This window comes from Pseudoalteromonas sp. GABNS16E, assembly GCF_028598715.1.
In the GTDB taxonomy this organism is placed as follows: Bacteria; Pseudomonadota; Gammaproteobacteria; order Enterobacterales; family Alteromonadaceae; genus Pseudoalteromonas; species Pseudoalteromonas atlantica.
In genome coordinates, this window is record NZ_JAQREZ010000071.1 from 1 (window position 1) to 17751 (window position 17751).

At 41.8% G+C, this 17751-nt stretch carries 10 protein-coding genes, 1 tRNA gene and 1 pseudogene; 3 read left to right on the plus strand and 9 right to left on the minus strand.

The features are described from left to right. Window positions 1-548: 548 nt before the first annotated feature. The 5 genes from argS to PSI06_RS19040 all read right to left on the minus strand — a co-directional run bounded on the left by argS (window position 549) and on the right by PSI06_RS19040 (window position 8260). Window positions 549-2300: an arginine--tRNA ligase gene (gene argS, locus PSI06_RS19020; protein ID WP_273604628.1), complete on the minus strand. Its 1752-nt coding sequence runs from the start codon at window positions 2298-2300 to the stop codon at window positions 549-551. A gap of 62 nt (window positions 2301-2362) precedes the next feature. Next, window positions 2363-3952 (minus strand): peptide chain release factor 3, encoded by a 1590-nt coding sequence (gene prfC / locus PSI06_RS19025; RefSeq protein ID WP_004586154.1) that lies wholly within the window; start codon window positions 3950-3952, stop codon window positions 2363-2365. A gap of 289 nt (window positions 3953-4241) precedes the next feature. Next, window positions 4242-5276 carry an HlyD family secretion protein gene (locus PSI06_RS19030; RefSeq protein WP_273604629.1) on the minus strand — a complete coding sequence of 345 codons (1035 nt, stop codon included), beginning with the start codon at window positions 5274-5276 and terminating at the stop codon, window positions 4242-4244. Between the two features lie 24 nt (window positions 5277-5300). After that, a complete protein-coding gene (locus PSI06_RS19035; protein WP_273604630.1) occupies window positions 5301-6845 on the minus strand; it encodes an MFS transporter in 1545 nt (514 codons plus the stop codon). Further along, window positions 6845-8260, minus strand: coding sequence for an efflux transporter outer membrane subunit (locus PSI06_RS19040; RefSeq protein WP_273604631.1), 1416 nt, complete (start codon window positions 8258-8260; stop codon window positions 6845-6847). The genes PSI06_RS19035 and PSI06_RS19040 overlap by 1 nt, the downstream gene beginning before the upstream one ends. 329 nt (window positions 8261-8589) lie before the next feature. Here PSI06_RS19040 and PSI06_RS19045 point away from each other — a divergent pair, with 329 nt between their 5' ends. Further along, entirely contained in the window at window positions 8590-9258 is a 669-nt protein-coding gene (locus PSI06_RS19045) for a TetR/AcrR family transcriptional regulator (protein ID WP_273604632.1), read from the plus strand. A gap of 428 nt (window positions 9259-9686) precedes the next feature. Next, window positions 9687-12359 (plus strand): ATP-binding protein, encoded by a 2673-nt coding sequence (locus PSI06_RS19050; protein ID WP_273604633.1) that lies wholly within the window; start codon window positions 9687-9689, stop codon window positions 12357-12359. Window positions 12360-12407: 48 nt separating this feature from the next. On the opposite strand, the gene rimI is transcribed toward PSI06_RS19050, so the two are convergent. From rimI to PSI06_RS19065, 3 genes are all read right to left on the minus strand, one after another. Then, on the minus strand, window positions 12408-12875 hold the full coding sequence (rimI, locus tag PSI06_RS19055; RefSeq protein WP_004586148.1) for a ribosomal protein S18-alanine N-acetyltransferase: 468 nt from the start codon (window positions 12873-12875) through the stop codon (window positions 12408-12410). Then, window positions 12862-13167, minus strand: a complete 306-nt coding sequence (locus PSI06_RS19060; RefSeq protein WP_004586147.1) for a hypothetical protein — start codon at window positions 13165-13167, stop codon at window positions 12862-12864. Before PSI06_RS19060 ends, rimI begins: the two co-directional genes overlap by 14 nt. A 64-nt stretch (window positions 13168-13231) precedes the next feature. Beyond that, window positions 13232-13308, minus strand: a tRNA-Trp gene (locus PSI06_RS19065). Window positions 13309-13850: 542 nt separating this feature from the next. Here PSI06_RS19065 and PSI06_RS19070 point away from each other — a divergent pair. Further along, window positions 13851-15449: pseudogene (locus tag PSI06_RS19070) on the plus strand (BCCT family transporter). 927 nt (window positions 15450-16376) lie between these two features. Here PSI06_RS19070 and PSI06_RS19075 read toward each other — a convergent pair. After that, the gene (locus PSI06_RS19075; protein WP_273604634.1) at window positions 16377-17615 is read right to left on the minus strand and encodes an alanine/glycine:cation symporter family protein; all 1239 of its coding nucleotides are present in this window, start codon (window positions 17613-17615) and stop codon (window positions 16377-16379) included. Window positions 17616-17751: the final 136 nt, after the last annotated feature.

Below are 17751 nucleotides of genomic sequence, written 5' to 3' on the forward strand. Positions count from 1 at the left end.
GTACCGTGTGAGTCTAATGACTCCTGCACCACTTTTCTTTTAAATTCCTCTGTATGTTTACGAAACGCTTTTACTTTCATGAGAACTGACTCCTAAATAGGTGTCTACTTTTATGGAGTCAGATCAACAAAATTGATTAACTTACAAAAGTTCGTCAAGTAAAGCCTAAAATCATCTGCAAGTGTAGGAGTGCTAGCAAGGCGGTAAAACTATTTATGCCAAGGAGCATACTGTTTGTATGTGACTTAGGCTAAATAGTTTTACCAACGCAGCTAAAGCGAACTACACAACTCAGATATCTAAAAGTGTAGGAGTGCTGACAAGGCGAAGTGCTTTTTTATGCCAAGGAGCATACGGTTTGTATGTGACTTAGGCTAAAAAAGCACGACAACGTAGTCAAAGCGAACTACACGAAGCAGATGTTCACCTATGTAGTTTAGCCTAAGACAAGGCATCCACCCCTACTTATCCCTATGAGCATACGATTTGTATGTGATTAGGGTAAGTTGGGGTGGATAACGCAGTATTAGGTTAAAATACGACGGTGATTACATTTGCTCCATGACTTCAATGCCTAACAAATCCAATCCTGTTTTTAGTGTATCTGCCACTAAATTACATAACACTAAACGGCTGTCGCGTACGCTTAGCGCTACGCCTTCTTTAAGTACTGGGCAGGCTTCGTAGAATGTCATGTATAGGCTAGCTAGCTCGTATAAGTAGCTACATAGTACATGCGGAGTAGCCTCAGAGATCATTAAATCAAGGACTTCTTCAAGCTGTAGTAGCTTAAGCGCGAGGGCTTTTTCTTGCGGCTCAGTGATATGCACTTGAGCCCCTAAAACTCTAAGAGTCTCAGCATCGACACCTGATTTACGGAAAATACTGCGTACACGGGTATAAGCATATTGTAAGTAAGGTGCTGTCGCGCCTTCAAAGCTTAACATGGTGTCCCAGTTGAATATGTAATCGCTGGTACGATGCTTAGAAAGATCAGCGTATTTAACAGCGCCAATACCTACTTTACGCGCAATTTCGCTGCGATCATGATCTGATAAATCAGATTCACGCTCAGCAAGTTTTGTTGCTGCACGGCTAATCGACTCTTCAAGTAAATCAGCAAGTTTTACTGTACCACCTGTACGGGTTTTAAATGGTTTACCATCGGCGCCCATCATGGTGCCAAACGGGCAAAACTCGTAGCTTGTTTCATCGCGTAAAAGGCCTGCTTTACGTGCGGTAAGCTCCACTTGATTAAAGTGAAGGCTTTGGCGTGCATCAACAAATATTAAAATACGCTCAGCGCCTAAGGTATTTGAGCGGTAGTTACACGCGGCTAAATCGGTGGTTGCATATAAAAAGCCGCCGCCAGATTTTTGCACGATAAACGCCGATGGCTCACCATCTTTATTGGCAAGTTCATCTAAAAACACCACTTGTGCGCCTTGCGACTCTACCGCTATGTTTTTATCTTTTAATAGGCTAATAATATCGTTAAGCTCACTGTTGTAAGCACTTTCAGCCATAATATCGTCTTGGGTAAGCGTTACGTTTAGACGTTTGTAAACTTCTTCAGAGTGCTTAACAGAGGTCGCTATAAATAGCTTCCATAGCTTTTCACAGTGCGCGTCGCCGCCTTGTAGTTTAACTACATAGTCACGGGCTTTATCGGCAAAGCCTTCTTCATCGTCAAAACGTTTTTTTGCATCGCGGTAAAACGTTTCTAAATCAGCAAGCGCTACCGACTCTAAGTCTACGCCTTGGCTAATTTGATCTTCTAAATGCGCAATTAGCATACCAAATTGTGTGCCCCAATCGCCCATGTGGTTTTGACGAATGACTTTGTCGCCTCTAAATTCAAGCGCACGTACAATGGCATCACCAATAATGGTTGAACGTAAATGGCCTACGTGCATTTCTTTTGCAAGGTTAGGTGATGAGTAATCTACCACGACAGTTTGCGGATTTGCGTGCTCGTTTACAGCCAGTTTTGCATCGCTGTTAGCTGCTTTTACACTGTTGGCTAAAAACTCAGGCTTTAAATGAATATTAATAAAACCCGGGCCGGCAATTTCTGTTTTTTCAGCGATGTCGGTTACATCTAGGTTATCAATAATTTTTTGCGCAAGCTCACGTGGGTTGCTTTTCATTTTTTTAGCGGCGCCCATTGCACCATTAATTTGGTAATCACCAAACTGTGGGCGTGTGCTTTGTGTAACAGCTGGGTTTGTGTCTTCTGGTAGGCCTGCTGCGGTCATGGCGGCAATGGCTTTTTCTACTAAAATAGTACGAATGTTCATTATATTATTTACCTTTGTAAGCCCGCCATAGCAGGCTTTCAGTTAACTTTAGTCAGTCGATTCTAGTTTTCGCGCGTATGGTTAAAGGTTACCTCTGGGTAACGCTCTACCGATAAGTTAAGGTTTACACGGCTCGGTGCTATGTAAGTTAAGTTATCGCCACCATCGAGTGCTAAGTTGCTTTCGCACTTACGTTTAAACTCTTCAAACTTTTTAACATCGTCGCTGCTTACCCAACGTGCCGTATTTACATTTACGCCTTCGTAAATTGCATCTACGTTGTACTCAGCTTTTAAGCGCGCTACAACTACGTCAAACTGAAGTACACCTACCGCGCCTACAATTAAATCGTTGTTAGTAAGCGGTCTAAATACTTGTACTGCACCTTCTTCAGAAAGTTGTACTAAGCCTTTTAATAATTGCTTTTGTTTGAGCGGATCGCGCAAACGAATACGACGAAATAGCTCAGGCGCAAAGTTAGGTATACCGCTAAATTTAAGCTTTTCGCCTTGCGTAAAGGTATCGCCAATTTGAATGGTACCGTGGTTATGCAAACCAATAATATCGCCCGCATATGCATCTGCTGCACGCTCACGATCGCCTGCCATAAAGGTTACCGCATCAGAAATACTAATTTGCTTACCAAGGCGTACGTGGTTCATTTTCATGCCTTGGCTGTATTTGCCCGACACAATACGCATAAAGGCAATGCGGTCACGGTGTTTAGGGTCCATGTTTGCCTGAATTTTAAACACAAAACCGGTAAAGTTTTCTTCTGTTGCGATTACTTGGCGGTCATCTGTTTCGCGCGGTAATGGCGTTGGTGCCCATTGCGTTAAACCATCAAGTACATGGTCTACACCAAAGTTACCAAGGGCTGTACCAAAGTACACCGGAGAAAGCTCACCTGCTAAAAACAATTCAAGATCAAACTCGTTTGAGGCACCAATTACCAGCTCTAGCTCTTCACGTAATTGCTCAGCGAGTTCTTCACCAATGGCGGTATCAAGCTCTGGGTTATCTAGGCCTTTTACAGTGCGAACTTCTTGAATAGTATGACCTTGGCCTGTTTTGTATAAAACAGCTTCGTCGTTATGAATGTGATAAACACCTTTAAACTCTTTACCACAACCAATTGGCCAAGTAATAGGCGCACAGGCAATATTTAGCTCTGTTTCTACTTCATCGAGTAGTTCCATTGGGTCACGAATATCACGGTCACACTTATTCATAAAGGTAACAATAGGCGTGGTACGTAGGCGCGTAACTTCCATTAGCTTACGGGTACGTTCTTCTACACCTTTTGCGGCATCAATAACCATTAAACACGAATCTACCGCGGTCAATGTACGGTAAGTATCTTCTGAGAAGTCTTCGTGTCCAGGGGTATCAAGTAAATTAACCAGCGCATTGTTATACGGAAACTGCATTACAGAGGTAGTAACCGATATACCACGCTCTTTTTCCATTTCCATCCAGTCAGACTTTGCATGCTGATTAGAGCCACGGCCTTTTACAGTACCGGCTTTTTGAATCGCTTGTCCGAACAAAAGTACTTTTTCGGTGATGGTGGTTTTACCAGCATCCGGATGCGATATGATTGCAAAAGTCCTTCGCTTGCTAATTTCGTTGATAATATTCTGGTCTGCCATTAATAAGTTCTTTTAGTTTGATGCCAAGTTACATGCATAACATTGAGTGTATGCAAGGCAACCCGTTAAGTTGATCGTTATTAACTGGGCTTTGAGCAATTTAGTGTGAATAAATTGACAACAATTAACGCCATATAGCTAATTTTTTAATAGTGGCAATTGTAACAGGAGTCGGTATAAAAGTGTGCTATCTAACTCAAAAATATCTTGGCTTTATATGCAAAAGGAAGGAGTAACTAATTTTAAGGGCCAGCAACATGGTTACTGGCCTTGTAATTAACACAATGTGCTACTGCGTTATTGAAATACTGGGTACCACCGACATACCTACTCGTAACTGCTTAAGCGCCGGCTGGTTTGCATCTAAGCTAATTTTAACCGGTAAACGCTGCACAATTTTGGTGAAGTTTCCCGTGGCGTTATGTGCACCAATGGCTGAGTAGCTCACTCCACTGGCAGGGCTTAGGCTATCAACGTGGCCGCGTAAAATTTTCCCTGGTAGTGCATCTACTTTTATTTCAACTTCTTGGCCTACTTTTACATTAGCTAGCTGAGTTTCACGGTAGTTTGCACTAACAAACACTTTCTCAAGCGGTACAACAACTAATAGCGGGCTGCCTGGGTTTACATATGCTCCTACACGCACCGATTTTTGGCCAACTATGCCATCAATAGGCGCAGTAATTTGGGTATACGATAACTTAAGTTCGGCATCTACTACACGTGCTTTAGCTTGTACAAGTACAGCTTTGGCTTTTTCAATATCGGCACGTAAAATTTCAATCTGCTGCTTTGCTGCTGCAAGGCCTGCTTGGTTTTTATGCAAGTTTGCTTTTTGAATAGCCAGCTTTGCTTGTGCTTCTTCTCGTGCTTGCACAGTACCTGAGCCATCGGTTGCTAAGTTGGTATAACGCTTTAAATTTAACTGCGCTAATTTAAGTGATGCAGTGCCGGCCTCTACCGCAGCTTGCGCTTGTTGTACCAGCGAATCTTGATAAGTTAACTTAGCTTGCAAGCTTGCTACACTTGCTTTAGCACTATTAGCTTGGGCTTTAGCGGAATCTAGGGCCACTACAAAATCGCGATTATCTATGGTGGCAATTAAATCGCCTTTTTGTACTCGCTGGTTATCTTTAATGAGTACTTGATCTACCGTGCCAGATACCTGAGGCGCCACAAAGGTAAAGTCGGCTTGCACGTAGGCATCGTCAGTTGTTTGAGTTGCACTTTGCGACTCCGGTTTATTAAGATAAATAATACTGCCTGCAACAACGGCAAGTATAGTTGCTGCAACGGTTAATTTAACTACTTTTGGTAAGGCCATAATATATTACTCAACGATTAAAATTTAAGATTTACTAAGATTCGGGGCTGGTACAAAGTTCATACATAGCGCCAGCGGAATTAATACAAGTGCTAACACACCAAGCACCAAGTAGGCATCACCTACCGACATCACTAACGATTGCTGGGCAATAACGCCGCCTAATTGCTCATTAGGTATGGTGTTTGCCAATGAGTTACCGACCAGTGAGGCGCGATCTAATAGCATTTCGTTATGAAAATGACTGCGCACCGTTAATAGCTGCCCCACAACAGCCCCGCCAATAAGCGAGCCAAACACACGTAATGTGTTTATGGTTCCCGAAAAAAACGGCCCTTCGCTTGGGTCTAGTACACTGGTCATTAAAAATAAAATAGAGACCACTGCCATGGGCTGGCCAAATGCTTGCAACAGCTGCGCTGTGATAAATTGATCGCGATGCCATAAAGGCGTAATTTGTGCGCCGCTAAAACAGGCCAGCGCAATTAAAAATAATCCAATTGACATCACAATGCGGGCGTCTACCCATTTTTTGTATAAAAGCAGTGCCACTACCGAGCCAAGTACAAGTTGTGGTAGCGCAATTAATAACCCTACTGGCGCTAGCTGTAATGCTCTATAGCTATGCAAATTGGCTAAATGGGTTGAGGGCAACATTGAGCCCGACATCAACACCACTAGCAACATGGTAAGTAGTACAGAGACAATACCTAAATTGCGACGGCCTAATAATTGCGGCCTCATAAACGGCGCTTTGTGATGCCACTCGGTTAATACGTAGCAGCCAAATAAAATTAGCCCACCAAAAAAACACACACTAATAAGCGGTGAATTAAACCAATCTAAACGCACACCTTGATCAAGCGCGATGGCAATTAACGTCAAAGACGATACGCCGCATACTAGGCCTAACCAGTTTCCTTCTTTAAAGCGCGCATATTTAACACCCTCTTTTGGGAGCCCCCACGCAGTTAGTGAACCTGCAATAATACAAAGCGGAATAACTTGCCAGTAAATCCAGCGCCAGTCCGATAAAACATCAGCCCACTGCCCGCTTAGCCAAATAGCTAAATTTGGAGCGAATGTAGCGGTCATGGCGTAAAGCGCTAAACCGTGTAAACGTATGTTAGGGGGTAAAAATTTAAGTGCAGCCATCATCAATATAGGAATGAGCGCGCCACTACTTACCCCTTGCACAAAACGCAGCACAATTAATAAGTTTAAATCATGAATAAAAGGTAAAATAGCCGCAATAACACCACATATAGTCACCATAGAAATATGAAAGCGTCTAACCGATAACGTAATGGCAAACCACGAAGCAAAAGGCATAGCGATTAGTTCCCCAACGGTATAGGCGCTTGAAAGCCAAGAGGCATCATCTAAACTTGCCCCTATTACGCCCCTCACATCAGCTAATCCAAGTGCCCCTACTCGGTTATTTAAACCCGCCATCATAGCGGCAATAAAAATGCATAATAGCCCAGCCAGTGCTTGTTTTGATGGCCCTGCGGGCTTAGCAACAGGTGCCGCATTTTGTACAGGCACATTAATCGTGACTGCATTCATTACTCGCCCTCCGCCTTGGCTGACATTGGCGCAAACGCACTTTCAGGTAGCGCGTCTGGGTTCCAGCCACCATCGAGAGATTTATACAAATTTACAACCGCAATCGAGGCATTGGTTGCACTGTTATTTAACTTAGTTTGGCTTGCTAATAAATTACGTTGCGCCGTTAAAACACTAAGGTAGTCGGCTGCACCTTGCTGGTAGGCTCTTTCAACGGTTTGTAAAGCCTGCTTATTAAAGTCGTGGGCAATTTCAACTTTGTGATGGTGATTTTGCTGCACAGCCCAGCCATCTACTGCGTTATCAACTTCGTGCCACGCTTTTAGTACAGTTTGACGATACGTTAAAGCCGCGTTTTTCTCGCGCTCTTTAGTAAGCTTAAGCTGTGACTTTAAGCGCCCACCCTGAAAAATAGGCAAATAAACATTTGGTCCCACTGAAAAAACACGTGAATCCCAGGTTGATAAATCACTCTGCGCATACCCTTCAACTCCTAATGAGCCCGTTAAAGTAATGCGCGGGTAAAAATTCGCTTCGGCCGCGCCAATAGCGGCAACAGCACTGTGTAAGTGTGCTTGCGCTTGTAAAATATCTGGGCGGCGTTTCACAAACTCTGATGGAATAGCCGAAGGAATTTCGCTTGGCATAACGGGCGTAGCAATACGCTCGGCTAACAAAGTATTTAAGGCACGTGGTTTTTCACCTACTAGCAACGCAAGCGCGTTCATTAACACATTACAGCGCTGCGTTTGCTCTGGTAGCGCAGCATTAATTGTTGCCAGCTCTGCTTTTGCACTAATTGTTTCAAAACGTGTACTTACACCGTTTTTTTCGCGGCTTTGTGCAAGCTTTAACACACGCTCTGCAATAGTTTTGTTTTCGTGTGTTATGTTTAGCTGCGTTTGTGCACTGCGCAGTAACAAATACGTTTTAGCCACCTCGCCAGCTAAGCTAACACGCACGGCTTCACGCGCATACAAAGAGGCCTGCAGCATAGTAACGGCCCCTTCTTCAACACGTTTATTACGGCCCCATAAATCAAGTTCCCAGCTGGCATCAAAACCAAGCTGCCAAAAGTTATCAGGGTCTGAGGGCGCACCGAGTGCAACAAACTTACCATTTTCGCTCAGCCCTTCGCGCTTGTAGTCAAACCCAGCAGATACACTGGGTAAGCGGTCTGTCGATGCAATACCCAATGCCGCGCGGCTTTGGGCAATTCGGCTTGATGCTAGCTGTAAGTCAAGATTACCTAACTGTGCTTTGCGCTCTAGCTCCGTTAAAATAGGATCGTTTAAAATTGTCCACCAATTCCACGCCAATTCAGCATTACCGCTTTGTAGCTGAGTAAATTCGGGAGTTGGCTTTATAGCATCGTTGTTTATATTTGTATTAGGCTCTTCAAAGTTAGGACCCACTACACACCCGACAAAGCCCCAGCTAATGTAAGCGCAATAGCTGAATGCCGCGAATAATTAAAAAGTCTTTTATTAAGACACAGATTAGCCATTTTTAAATCCTAAATTAATAATACAATTATTTATGTACTGTACCGCTCGGTTCGATTGATAGGCAAAAAAAGCTAAGCACGCTAATTGCTGCCTAGTCACACCTTAAATACATTTAACAGGGTAATACCGATAGTTAACAGCTGCTAAAAACACCCTTAACTCAAAGTTAAAATTGAACTGTACCGCTCGGTTTGATATGCTAGGCGTAATTTAACATTATGTCAAGGTGAAATGTAATGACAAAAACGCTTACTAATGCCCAAAACACTCTGCCTCCAAGTGAATTAGAGCTTGGCGCAAAAGCACGAACGGTATTACATGCTGCACGTAAAATATTTTTAATTCATGGTTTTAACGGTGCAACCACCGACATGATCCAACGTGAGGCAGGCGTATCAAAATCGACGGTTTACGCTCACTTTGCAAATAAAGAAATTTTATTTTTAGCGGTCATTAAAAGTGAATGCGAAATATTTACAGCATCAATCGATAATATAACGTTTAAGCCAGGCAACTTAACAGAAAACTTACGCCGCCTTGGGCATGCTTATTTACAAATCGCTCTATCAGAGACGGCCATGGCTCTATACCGAATTGTTGTTGCTGAAGCCCCCCGCTTACCCGCCCTAGGTCATATGTTTTATAACTCTGGCCCGCGGGTGGTAAAAGGCAAGGTCTCTAATTATTTAAAAGCGGCAGTGGAATCTAAAGAGCTGGATTTTGAAGAATTAAACATTGAAGAAGCCACTAACCTATTTGTTGCCTTAATGCGCAGTGAGCTACATTTAATGTACTTAACTCACCCCGATCAGCCTGTGCTTAAAAAAGATATAGACCGCTGGGTAGAAGTAGCAATAAATTTTTTAGTGCGCTCTTACGGTACGGCTCACACTCAAAAGAACTAATTTTTAAATTTGTAATACTTTAAATAAATAGCATTTTAAAGCCACGCATTAATTTTAAGCGTGGCTAAATTACCCTTAATGCCAATGCCCTAACAACGCATATTTTAATGCATTGTGCTAAACACTAATAAATATAAAAATAGCGCTACGGGTTAGCCCCTTGCGCTCAATTTATGACAGGCATTGATACTGCACTGTTAGCTATATAATTAAAAAACCAAGCAGCGCAGCCGCTAACTTATTTAAAACAAAGCTAAATATAGCGCCTTAAAATATAATCTCGCTTTCGGTGCTCACTAGCCGTATTTAAACCAATTATATACACACTTTTTTTACGCTAAATTAACCCAAATCAGCTTACGCTTCTTGTGTAATAAAGTCGTAACGCATATCATTGCTAGATTGCACGGAGGATAAGTAGTTTGGTCATGAAAACCAGTAAGTTAAGTATTCGATTATTATGGTATATAACCCCGCTTGTTATATTACCCTTGTTGTTTTTAGGTGGTTTTACATTAACTAACGTAACCAACTCAACACAAAAGCAGGCTGATCTTATAATGAGTCGCTTTGTTGAGCAGCAACAGCAAAAGGTTTTCAACTACATAGACTCGTTTCATTCAACAGCAAAACTACTGTCTACCTCGCCTGTTTTAAACGATTTTTTATCAAACGACATTCATGCTGATGGCAGCTATACACGCCGCTTAGGGGCACTAATGGATGTTTTTGCCAGTTATAGCGAAGCCTACCCAGATATAATTAGTATTAACTTAGTCTCGGCCAGTGGTAAAAGTGACGCGTATTATTCTAATAATTTAACAACCGCACCGCAGTCATACCCATTTTTTAAGCAAGTACTGCAAAGTAATTTGCGCCAACAACAATTTATGGTGCAAAACAACGACGGCACCACCAACTTATTTTTTGTACAGCGCGTACAAAGTGTTGATTACTATTTAAAACGCCCACAACAACTTGGCTTTATAGTATTACAAGTTGAACCCTCTATATTAAACACCAGTATTTTAGAGGCACCTTATAACAACACCCTTAATTTACTGCTAACCAACGACGGGCAAATTTTATTTAGCTCAGACTACAGCTTACGCGGACAATATATTACCGAGCACGAGCTTGAACAGGTTCACGATTTAGCCGATGTAGGCACCCTTTCGACTATTGAGCTTTCGAGCATAGATAAAATAGAAAGAATGATATTTGCTGTACAAATGAGCGGCGGTTATTACTTTGTATCAACCATTCCAAAAGGCGTGCTTTATCAGTCGGGTAAGGCAATTAGCTTAATCACAGGCTTAATTGTGATAATTTCGGTGATCACCCTGCCTATTCTTATTTTTGTGGTTGTGCGCAATTTACTGCTAAACCCAATTGAGCTTTTAGGGGCCGCCAGCCACCGTGTAGGTGATGGTGATTTATCGGTAAATTTACCTGCTCATACAAATGATGAAGTTGGGGTGTTGTTTAACGATTTTAATCACATGATCAACCAAATAAGACACTACCAAGAACAGCTAGAAGAATATAAACACCACCTAGAAGACAAAGTAGAAAGCCGTACTAAAGCGCTCGAAGCGATGAACAGCCAGCTTGAACTTGCCATAGCTCAAGCAGAGCAAGCTAACCAGCTTAAAAGCCGTTTTTTAGCAAATATGAGTCACGAGATTCGCACCCCACTTACGGCCATTATGGGCTTTACCGAGCAGTTATTAATTAACGATAAAGTGGTTAACGACAAACAGCATTTAAATACCATTTTACGAAACTCTAAACACTTATTAGAGCTAATAAACAACATACTCGATTTATCTAAAATAGAAGCAGAAAAGCTCGCTGTAGAGCAAGCCCCCCTTAATGTAGTACAGCTGGTTCACGATATAGAATCAATTATTGAACCGCTAGCGCACGACAAACAACTGGCGTTTAGCATTCATTACGAGCTGCCATTACCGCGCACTATTTATAGTGATATGACGCGTTTAAAACAAATTTTGATAAACATAGCCAGCAATGCCGTAAAATTTACCGAGCAAGGCAATGTGTCAATTTGTGTGCATTATTTGCAAAGTAAGCAGCAGCTTGAATTTGTGGTTAAAGACACCGGTATTGGTATGTCTGAGCACCAAATAGAGCGTATATTTAAACCTTTTGAACAAGCCGATGCCACCACCACGCGCCGCTTTGGAGGCACAGGATTAGGTTTATGTATTTCTAAAAACTTAGCGCAGTTATTGGGTGGCGATGTTACTTTAAAAAGCGAAATTGGCATAGGCAGTCGCTTTGCTATTACCGTTGATTGCCATATTAACGAGCCGAAACAGCCACTAGAGCTTTTAACTGAGCAAGCACAGCTTATTCCAGAAAAAGACCCTTTCTTGTCGTTTGCCACTTCTAGTTTTGATGCCAACATATTAGTTGCCGAAGATAACCCCGATAACCAGCTACTTATAAAACTGCTATTACAAACCTGGGGCCTAGAGCCAGATATGGCTAACAATGGTGCACAAGCAGTAGAAATGGCGTTAGTAAACGACTACCAGCTAATTATTATGGATATGCAAATGCCTGTAATGGGCGGCCTTGAGGCTACTAAAATGCTACGTCATGCAGCCTACGATGGGCCCATTATCGCGCTTACCGCCAATGTAATGAACCATGATATAGACACATACATTGAGGCCGGTTGCGATAAAGCACTGGCAAAACCCATTGATAAAGACGCGCTTGAAAACGTGCTAGTTAGTTACTTAAATCTTGAAAAAGATAATCAGAACAAGTGGGATAGTTTACTAAAAAGTGAAAAGTTTCAGCAAATTAACGATAACTATGTGGCTAATCTGCCAAGTTACTTGCAAAAGGTAAACAGCTTAAAAGCCAGTAACGATGCAGAGGCACTTCGAAGTGTAGCTCATAGCTTAAAAGGCAGTGCTGGTTGCTTTAATTTTGACGATATTTACCACAGTGCAGCGCTGCTAGAAGAAAACCTGCTTAGTAATGACCAAGCCCAGCGCCCCACATTAATTGTAAATCTAATTAATGCTATTGAGCAAACCATAGCTAGAAGTAAAGAAACCGCCTAAAAGTGCGTGTTTTACTTTAAACGTTTATTTAGCGCTTAATTTAACCCTTTAACTAAACGCTAAGTTAAGCGCCATACCCATTAGTATGGCGTCTTCATAGCCATTTTTAGAGGGCTCATCGCTTGGGTAATAGTTTTTACGTACCGACATTTGCGTAAAGCCAGCATGTTCGTAAAGCTTTATTGCACGCGCGTTTGATTCGCGTACTTCTAAAAAAAGGTTTTCAGCATTTTGCTGCTCGCCATATTCAATAAACTGGCTAAGTAACTGCCTTGCAATGCCTTTACCTTGCTCACTGGGCGTTACACATATATCCATAAGGGTAAAGTCAGGCCCTGCCTTTTCACCTATATAAAAACCTACTAGGGTGTTTTCATCAAACGCCGCTAAATTAAAGTAACGGCCGCCCATGCAAGAGCTCATTGTTTTAAGAGACCAAGGATGAGATTGGCAGGCAGTTTCAATAGCCATTAATTGTGCTATTGCGCTTTCGTTTACAGGTTTAAAGTTTATCAAGGTGTGTGCTCATTAAAGCCCATAAAGCGCGCTTATCAGAAGCACTGAGCTGTGAGGTTGGTAGTGTAAGCTTATCGTCGGCTAACTGTATGTCTGCCCCTTTTAAAACATGATTAATTGTTAAAGAAGGTGCACTAAAACGTATATCACTTAATAACTGCTTGCTCAGCGCTAACGGCTCAGCTGGAGTGCTTTGTGAAACGGCTAAAGTAGTCTCAGTATTTTTAGGACGATAATGCTGATTTAGTTCAAGGTTTTCTATACCAAAAATAGCTGCGTAACGTGGATGCATAACAACTCAGTAGATTAAACACTAGAACAATATATGAAGTAATAAAAACGATGTAAAGAAGAAATGGCAGGGGCGGAGAGATTCGAACTCCCAACCGTCGGTTTTGGAGACCGCTGTTCTACCAATTGGAACTACGCCCCTGCAATGTCGACGAATTATAGAGACCTTTTAGAAAAGGTAAAGTAAAAAATTAACTTTTTAGTTTAACTGCTTTTAAATTATACAAAACGCTGAATTAGCAAGCTAAATAGCGCTGTAAAGCCACTTTAGCTTTAGCAGCACTCACCTTTAAAAAATAAATGCTGCTCAGCTTAGCGTAATTAAAACTGCAGTATGTGCTTTAAAACCGTACGAGCTTAATAACCGCGGTACTGTTTTTACCTACGCTTAGCCCAAACGCTATGCTGTAAATTCCTTCTTAAGTGTTAAATACTTTAGCTAGCATGGTGTATTTACACTTGCTGCTAGTTATTTTTATAGCGATTTAGCTTGGTGGAGTTGCTGTATACATAAACAAGTCAATAACATTGGCAGCATTTATAATACAATTTAGCGTCTAGGGGATCCGCGCCTTACCACCTAATTGCATATTTCATCATATATCTTACTTACGCGGGTCATTCACAATGCAAATATGGAGGAGCTTTACTATTAGCAGTTGCTGGTAGTTCACGCCGTGTTATATGAAGTTTAAATCAAAAAAATACAGTATCGATTCAACCGATTACCAAGTAGGACAAGATAACGTTAGCAAATGGGGCATGGATATTCATACTAATGTATTTTCTGTTTCTATTGGCCTATCTCTACTTTTTATAATTACTCTACTTGCCCTCTCGCCTAACGAAGCTAAAGAGGCGATTAACTCAATAAAAAATGCCGCACTAACTAATTTTGACTACGTATTTATGTGGGGCGCCTATATATTGCTGCTGTTTGCAGTGGGTATTGCCGCTTCACCGTTGGGTAAAATTCGCCTTGGCGGCGATAAAGCAACTACAGATTATTCAACCTTATCGTGGGTATCTATGCTCTTTGCTGCAGGCATGGGTATAGGCCTTATTTTTTGAGGTGTGGCAGAGCCCACCGCCTTTTACACCGACTGGTTTGGCACGCCTCTCAATGCAGAGGCCTTTACCGAGCAAGGGCGAGAAATGGCTTTAGGGGCTACTGTATTCCATTGGGGTCTGCACGCGTGGGCAATTTACGGTATGACCGCTTTATGCCTAGCCTATTTTGTTTATAACAAAGGCTTACCGCTTTCTATGCGCTCTATATTTTATCCGCTTTTAGGAGATAGAGTATGGGGCAAGTTAGGTGATGTTATCGATGTAATGGCGGTATTAGTTACCCTTTTTGGTCTTGCTACGTCGTTAGGCTTAGGCGGGGCACAAGCTGCCAGTGGTATTAGCCACGTACTCGGCTTTAAAAGCTCTTTGTTATTACAACAAGGCATTATTTTATTAATTATGAGCTTGGCTATCCTCTCTATTGTGCGCGGTATGGATGGTGGCGTTAAACTCCTAAGTAATATAAATATGGGCATAGCCTTTGTGTTTCTGGGGTTAGTGTTTATTTTAAACTTTACCACGGTACTTGATTCTGCATACACAGCCGTAATAGGTTATGTTAAAAATATCATTCCTCTAAGCTCAAGCACAGGCCGAGAAGATACGCAGTGGCTACATGGCTGGACTGTGTCTTATTGGGCGTGGTGGGTTGCATACGCACCTTGCTTTGGTATGTTTGTAGCGCGTATTTCAAAAGGGCGTACCATACGCGAATTTTTAGTGTATGTATTACTCATTCCTACTCTTGTAACTACTGCTTGGATGTCGGTTTTTGGTGGTGTTGCGATTGATCAAATTATAAATGAAGTTGGGGTACTTGGCGCAAACCAAGGTATTACAGATGTAACGCTTAGCTTGTTTTATATGCTAGATGCTTATGCGTTTGGTACGCTGCTTTCTCTTTTAGCTGTGGCGTTAATAATTATCTTTTTTGTTACCACCCTCGACTCCGGCTCTATTGTAATAGATAGCCTTACATCAGGCGGAAAACTAGAAGTACCTATAAAGCAAAAGCTAGTATGGGCCGTTATTGCCAGTATTATTGCTATGTTAATGCTGTGGATTGGTGGCACCGATTCAATTCAAGCATTGCAATACATTACTATTATTGCCGCCCTGCCCTTTACTATTATTTTAATTCTAGGCTGTATTAGTCTAGTTAAAGGGCTACTTACAGAAACAGAGCAACCTACGCCCGTTCCTGCAAAATAAACCCACTTAGCCCACTTCACTTAATTAGTTTAGTGGGCAAGAACTAACGGTTTTTATTATTTAAATAACAAAACTATGTTTGCTATCTAAAAGGCATTAACCATTAGTAAAAACGGGTGTTATTCCCACTCGAATATCAACGGATACAAAATACATCGAAATAACAGCTATTTAGAAATACCACCTTTCCCGATACCATCATCTATACCATGCGCAGAATTTTTTTGATTTTTTTGCGTCTCGTCGGCGTTTGAGTTCTGCTTTGGCCCAAGCTGAGGATTCTTGCATATCACGACGAAGCTCTTGTATCTCTTCAACACTAAGCCGTCGCGGACCCGAGGTAATTCTATCCATCTTGTACCTCCAACTTGTCGCAATACATTTTAAAACGCATCAAAACATGAGTTACCAGCAAGAAACCTTGGTGATATTTTTAGATTGTTTTTCATACACATCTTGAAAGCCATCAATACTGCCCAAAGATTATACAACGAGGAATAACCTCGTTAAATAAAAGGATCAAATCATGGGTTTGAAACCAGGACCAAAACCAATAGGCAAGTCGACTGGTAAACCAGATCAACGTCGACGTGACAACAAAAAAACTCCAGGAAACACTCCGGGACTAAAGCCGAGTAAGTCCTCGAACAAGTAGCGTTCCCCTGTTTAGTGCCGAGTCAGAGTATGTGGTACTGACTCTTGTTCTAAACAGCTCTTTTTCTAAACCCATATGCCAAAAAAAATTTAAAACCGATACTCACAACATTCATTCAAGCCAGATTTGGACTTAGTTTATATAATCCATTACTAGGTCTGTAGTAGCTATTCAACAAGCCCTATTTTATTAATAGGGCTTGTTTCTAATTGCTAGGTTACTGAATACGTTTTAGATCGCCACGCGTTACGGTCAATATCCAAATCGCTGAATTAATCCGGGTCGAATTGGGGATGTTCTATCCCATCTTTAAGTTTGTTTCGGTAATCTTTCAACAGACGCATTACCGTAGGGAACAGCATTATCAGAACGAGTAAGTTCACAATAGCTAGTATACCCATCATTGGATCTGAAAAGAAAAATACTGACGTTGCTGTTGGAGCTACAGCCCCAATGAATACGATAGCAATAACTGAAATTCGTAGGATGTGTAACGCCAGCTTGCTTTTCGATATAAAGGTCAGTGCATTTTCTCCCAAGTAGTAATTGTAGATAATGGAACTGAAAGAGAATAAAAAAATCGTACCCGTTAGATAGTACTGAGCCCACCCTCCTATATGAGACACCAATGATTGTTGTGTAAGGACAGCACCATCAGCAACTGTCTCACCCGGTACATATACATTACCAAGTAAAATCACGAAAGCTGTGCAACTGCATACAACGATAGTATCAATGAATACAGACAGAGATTGAGTTATTCCCTGGCTAATCGGGTGCGTTACATCCGCTGTTGCAGCAACATTTGGTGCAGAACCTAGGCCTGCTTCATTGGAGAATAAGCCTCGTCGGAGACCGTTTGCAACTGCTGCCCCCATCCCACCACTTACTACTTCTTCAATACCAAAAGCGTTTTTAACGATTGTTAATATGACCGCCGGAAGATCGGAAATATTCATGATAATTATGAGCAAAGAAATACCTATATATGCAATCGCCATTATGGGGACGATGACGTCTGTCGTTTTAGCGATACGATGGATGCCACCGTATATAATAAAGCTAACGATAACTGCAAGAAATGCTCCGGTATAGATACGATCGATACCTAGACTATCTACAACTACTCCTGCAACTGTATTACCTTGAAATGCGCTGAAGCCGATTGCAAAAGATGCTATTAAGCATATAGAATAAACATAAGCTAGCCATTTGTAATCTTTTCCAAGGTCATGAATAATCGTCCTTGCAGGACCGCCACGGAAAACATCACCGTCTACTCGCTTATAGAGCTGAGCGAGTGAGCACTCTACCAAGCTCGTCGCCATTCCGATAAGCGCAACAGCCCACATCCAAAATACCGCGCCTGGTCCACCTAATGTGATAGCAACGGCAACACCTGCAATGTTTCCGCCACCTACACGACCGCCTATCGACAATAAAAGAGCTTCTCGACCAGAGATCGCATTCTGATAAGAAGTTTGGTTTTTAGTCAGCAACACTCGGAACATGCGTTTGAAGGGTAATCCCCCCGAAAAATAATAGATGCCAAACGTAGAATTTTCTCTTATTGTAAACACAGGAGAAAATTATGAAAAAAGCACATTTTACAGACAGTCAGATCCTCACTATTTTGAAGCAAGCTGA